Annotated in this window: 1 protein-coding gene; it reads left to right on the forward strand. The window is 61.6% G+C overall.

Features of this window, described 5'->3' with window-relative positions:
• The coding region (locus PMI22_RS00310) for an Ig-like domain-containing protein (protein WP_007949485.1) at positions 1 to 6,083 on the forward strand (6,083 nt) is incomplete at its 5' end.
• Between the last annotated feature and the right edge of the window lie 350 nt (positions 6,084 to 6,433).

Consider the following 6,433-nt stretch of genomic DNA (forward strand, 5'->3'; position numbering starts at 1 on the left):
ACGACGTGCAAGGCGCCGACCGTGTGACCGTCGGGGAAAATGCCGGTCCGATCACTCCCGGTACGTTCAACGGGACTTACGGCACCTTGGTGTTGAACGCCAACGGCACCTACACCTACACCCTGAACACCAGCGATGCCGATTTCAAAGCGTTGCACGGCGGTGGCGACAGCACGGAAACCTTCGCCTACACCATTACCGATGCCGACGGCGATATCAGCACCGCCAACCTGGTGCTGCAAATCCACAACAACGATGACCCGGTCACCCTCGATGGCCTCAACGTCTACGGCGGCGAACTGACCGTCTACGAGAAAAACCTCGGCGACGGCAGCAACCCGAACACCCCGGCGCTGACTCAGACCGGCACCTTCACCATCACCGCTTTGGACGGCGTGACTACGCTGACTGTCGGCGGCATCGCGGTCGTCACCAACGGTGTGGCAGCCGGGTTCCCGCAATCTGTCGAGACTCCGCTGGGCAGCACGCTGACCATCACCGGGTTCAACGCCATCACGGGCGTGGTGAGTTACAGCTACACCCTGGCCGACAACGAAGCCCACCCCGCCGGCAACGACGCCAACTTACTGCCTGAGCAATTTGCCGTGACCGTGGTCGACGACAACGGCACCACCGCCACCGGCACACTCGACGTCAACATCATCGACGACCTGCCTCAAGCGGTGAACGACAGCGGCGGCACCGCATCGGAAACCCTGCTGACGCTGAACGGCAACGTGCTGACCAACGACGTGCAAGGCGCCGACCGCGTGACCCTTGGGGAAAACGCCGGCCCGATCACCCCCGGTACCTTCAACGGGACTTATGGCACGTTGGTGTTGAACGCCAACGGCACTTACACCTACACCCTGAACACCAGCGATGCCGATTTCAAAGCGTTGCACGGCGATGGCAATGGCACGGACACCTTCGCCTACACCATTACCGATGCCGACGGTGATACCAGCACCGCCAACCTGGTGCTGAACATCCACAACAACGATGACCCGGTGATCCTCAAAGGGCTCGATGTTTACGGCGGCGAACTGACCGTCTACGAAAAAAACCTCGGCGACGGCAGCAACCCGAACATCCCGGCCCTGACGAAGAACGGCACCTTCACCGTGACCGCGCTCGATGGCCTGCAAACCCTCGATGTCGGTGGCATCCATGTGGTGGCCGGTGGCGTGGCGGCGGGCTTCCCGCAATCGATCGTCACGCCTTTGGGCAGCACGTTGACCATCACCGGGTTCAACGCCACCACCGGCGTTGTCAGCTACAGCTACACCCTGGTGGATAAGGAAACCCACGCAACCGCCAACGGCGCCAACAGCGTCACCGAAAACTTCAATGTAGTGGCGACAGACACCGACGGCAGCACCGCGACCAACCAGATCAACGTCAACATCATCGACGACCTGCCGACCGCCCACTCGGACTACAAGTCGGTAGCGGAAGGCGCAACCGCCTCGGGTAACGTGCTGGATAACGACATCGGCGGCGCCGACGGCCCGGCACTCAGTGGCGCAGTGGTCGGCGTGCGCGCCGGCAGCGACACCTCGACCTCGGCCATCGGTGGCCTGGGCTCGAACATCAACGGCACCTACGGCTACCTGACGCTGGCTGCCAACGGCAACGCCGTGTACCACAGCAATCCCAATGCGGTGAATGGTCCGGGCGCGACCGATGTTTTCACCTACACCGTGCGCGATGCCGACGGAGATGAAAGCACCACCACCATCACCATCGACGTGTCGAACAGCTGCATCCTGGCGGCCCGCGATACCGACGTGAAGGTCTACGAAAAAGCCCTGGACCTGACCAGGGACGGGCAGGACCTGGCCGCAGGCAGCGTCATCGGCAGCGACCCGACCAGTACCGGCGAAACCGCCAAGGGCACATTGGTGGGCTCGGTCACCGGCGCGACGGGCGCGATCACCTACACCCTGGTGAGCAGCGCTACGGGAAGCTACGGTCAGATCCAGCTCAACCCCAACGGCACTTACACCTACACCCTGACATCACCGGCGACCACCACGCCGCATGCCAATAACGGCGCGAATACGCTGACCGAAAGCTTCACCTACCAGGCCACCGATTCGCTTGGCAACAGCACCACCAGCACCATTGTGGTGAGCATTGTCGATGACGTGCCAAAAGCCGTGAATGACACGAACCTGACCCTCGTGACGGAAAGTGCGTTGACCCTCACCGGCAATGTCCTGGACAACGACATTCAAGGCGCAGATCGCGTGGCGACCGGGCCGAATGCCGGGCCGATCACACCCGCTACGCTCAACGGCACATACGGCACACTGGCGCTCAATGCCGATGGCACTTACACCTACACGCTGAACCCCAATGATGCAGACTTCAAAAACCTGCACGGCGGCGGCAATGGCACGGAAACCTTTACCTACACCCTCACCGATGCCGACGGCGACGTCAGTACCGCCAACCTGGTGCTGAAAATCCACAACAACGACGATCCGGTGACCCTCAACGGCCTCAACGTCTATGGCGGAGAACTGACCGTCTACGAGAAAAACCTCAGTGACGGCACCAACCCGAACACCCCGGCACTGACGAAGGACGGCACCCTCACCGTGACCGCGCTCGATGGCCTGCAAACCCTCGATGTGGGGGGCATTCACGTGGTGGCCGGTGGTGTGACGGCGGGGTTCCCGCAAACAATCGTCACCGCGCTGGGCAACAAGCTGACCATCACTGGCTACGACTCGACCACCGGTGTGATCAGCTACCGCTACACCTTGGTGGATAACGAAGCCCATCCAACCGCCGCCGGTGCCAACAGCTTCACCGAGAATTTCGATGTGGTCGCGACAGACACCGATGGCAGCACGGCGTCGGGTCAGATCAACGTCAACATCATCGATGACCTGCCCACCGCAGCGCCGAATACCGCCAGTGCGCTGGAAGGCGCAACGGTCAACATCAGCGTTCTGGGCAACGACGTGCTGGGTGCTGATGGCCCGGCTGTCAGTGGGGCGGTGATTGGCGTACGTGCCGGCAGCAATACGGCGACCCCGGCGGTCGGCGGGCTCGGCAACAACATCGCAGGCGCCTACGGTTACCTGACCCTGGATGCCGCCGGCAATGCCGTGTACCACAGCAACCCGAACTCGGTGGGCGCTGCGGGCGCCACGGACACGTTCACCTACACCATTCGCGATTCCGATGGCGATGAAAGCACCACCACGATCACCATCAACGTCACCGACAATAGCCTGACAGCCGGGATTGACCGGGACGTGACGGTCTACGAAAAAGCCCTCGACCTGAACCAGGGAGGTCAGGATCTGGCAGCGGGCACCGTCACCGGCAGCGACCCGGGCAACACCGGGGAAACCGCCACCGGGACGCTGGTCGGTTCGGTCTCCGGAGGCAGCGGCGCGTATACCTACAGCCTGGTTGGCAGTGCTACGGGCAATTACGGACAGCTTCAGCTCAACGCCGACGGCACGTACACCTACACCCTGACCTCGGCGCCGAAAACGTCGCCGAACACCAACGACGGCCCAAACACCCTGAGCGAAAGCTTCACCTACAAAGCCACCGACGCCTTGGGCAACAGCACCACCAGCACCATTGTCGTCAACATTGTCGACGACGTGCCGAAAGCAGGGGCATCGGATCGCTCGGTGACAGCGGTGGAAATCGACTCCAACTTGCTGATCGTGCTCGACATTTCCGGCAGTATGGCTGATGCCTCCGGCGTGCCAGGCTTGTCGCGGCTGGCGTTGGCCAAACAGGCCATCAGCGCCTTGCTCGACAAATACGACGACCTTGGCGATGTGAAAGTGCAACTCGTCACCTTCAGCAGCAGTGCCACCGACAGAACATCGGTGTGGGTCGACGTGGCGACCGCGAAGTCGATCCTTACCGGCCTGACTGCGGGCGGCGGCACCAACTACGATGCGGCTGTGGCCACCCTGCAGACGGCGTTCAATACCTCCGGAAAACTGACCGGTGCCCAGAACGTCGGCTACTTCTTCTCTGATGGCAAACCGACCAGCGGCCAGGAGACAGGTGCGGCGGACGAGGCCGCACTCAAAGCCTTCCTCGACGCCAACGGCATCAAAAACTACGCCATCGGTCTGGGCAGCGGCGTGAGCAACGCCAACCTCGATGCGCTGGCCTATGACGGCAGTACCCACACCAACACCAACGCGGTCGTGGTGACCGATCTCAACCAGCTCAACTCGGTACTCTCGGGCACCGTGGTCGGTGCGCCGGTCACCGGTACATTGCTGGAGGGCGGTACGTTCGGCGCCGATGGCGGCTTCATCAAAACCCTCACGGTCGACGGCACCACCTACACCTACGACCCAAAAGGCTTGGGCGGCCAGGGTTCGCTGGGCTTCAGTGGCATTAACCACGGCACGTTCAACACGGTGAACAACAGCATCAGCATCGCCACCAACAATGGCGGCACCCTGGTGGTGAACCTCGATACCGGCGAGTACAACTACACCTCGCAGAAATCCACAGCCGTGGTCCTCACCGAAAACATCGGCTTCACCGTCAGCGACAACGACGGCGACTTGGCCAGCTCCACGCTGACCGTCAAAGTCATTCCGAACGCGGCACCGGTGGCGTTCGATGACCACATCATCACCAACGTGCTGTCGGGCAATATCGTGGTGCCAGGCGAATTGCTGCTGGCCAACGACACCGATGCCGACAAGGATCCGCTGACCGCCTCGCCCACTAACTTCAGTACCGGTTGGGTGGCCAAAGGTGCGGGCTTCACCGGCACCGGTGCCCCAATCAACTTCACTAACAGTAACTCCCTGGCGGACGTGCGCAGTTCCTTTAAGGCCGATGCCGCCGCGATGACGGCGCTACTGGTGATCAACGGATCTCTGGGACAGGTGACAACCAATAACACCAATGATGTAGACCTCATCACCGTGAAGCTGAAAGAGGGTGAAACCCTCAACTTGGCGCACACTCTGGCGGCCGGGCACATCACCATGGAGTATTCCCTCAATGGTGTGAACTTCTTCGGTATTCCGGTCGACGGGATCGCCGCGACGGCCGATGAGACCTACCAGATCCGCATCACCAACATCGAAAACACCACTGGCGGCAACGCCAAAGGAGCCGAGAACTACCAGTTGACCATGACCGTCAACTACGCGGATGCCCATGACTTCACACCGGACGCCCACGGCACCTACACCGCCAACGACAACCACGGCGGCAGCGACACTGCGGCAGTGACCATCAGCTACCAGGATGGCCACACCCTCACCGGCACATCGGGCGATGACGTCATGGTGGCCGGTACCGGCAACAACGTCATCAATGCCGGCGACGGCAACGATGTGCTTACCGCCGGCTCCGGCAACAACGAGCTGCATGGCGGTGCCGGCGAAGACTTGCTGTTCAGCGGCGCCGGTAACGACCTGCTCGACGGCGGCACCGGCATTGACACCGCGAACTACGCCCACGCCACCGCCGGGGTCACGGTCAACCTCGGCCTCACCGGAGCGCAAAACACTCTAGGGGCCGGTACCGACACCCTCACCGGGATCGAAAAACTGACCGGCTCCAACTTCAACGACACCCTCACGGGCGACAACAACAGCAACGTCATCGACGGCGGTTTGGGTAACGACACCCTTAACGGTGGCGGTGGTGACGACTTCCTGATCGGCGGTCTGGGCAACAACACCCTCACCGGCGGGGCAGGGGCCGACACCTTCCAGTGGCTCAAAGGCAACAGCGGCCACGACGTCGTCACCGACTTCACCCCAGGCACCGACAAACTTGATTTGTCGCAACTGCTGCAAGGTGAAAACGGCACCACGGCGTCACTGGATGACTACCTGCACTTCACAGTCGTCGGCAGCGGCGCCTCTGTACTGACCAGCATCGACGTCAGCGCCATGGCCGGCGCCACGCCGAACCAGACCATCGACTTGGCTGGCGTTGACCTGGCCGATCATTACGGCGTGACGCCGGGGGCAGGTGGGGTGGTGGCAGGTGGGCATGATACGGCGACCATCATCAACGGCATGTTGAACGACCATTCGTTGAAGGTGGATACCGTGTGACCTGAAGTCTGAAACGACAAAACCCGCCATTCCTGGGTAAGGAATGGCGGGTTTTTTTTCCGAGTGATCGTTCCCACCACTCTGCGTGGGAATGCAGCAAGGGACGCTCTGCGTCCCAAAAGCGGACGCGGAGCGTCCGGGGAGGCATGCCCACGCGTAGCGTGGGAACGATCTATCGACTGTTAGATCGCTTGCGTCGGATCGCCGGCCGGAGCAAGCCCGCTCCCACAGGTTTTGGTTTTGAACACAAAATTTGTGAACGACACAAATACCCTGTGGGAGCGGGCTTGCCCTAATGCCGATCAGTTAAGCGATAACACGAACCGTAGCAGCTGGCGAAGCCTGCGTTC

The organism is Pseudomonas sp. GM21, assembly GCF_000282215.1.
Classification (GTDB): domain Bacteria; phylum Pseudomonadota; class Gammaproteobacteria; order Pseudomonadales; family Pseudomonadaceae; genus Aquipseudomonas.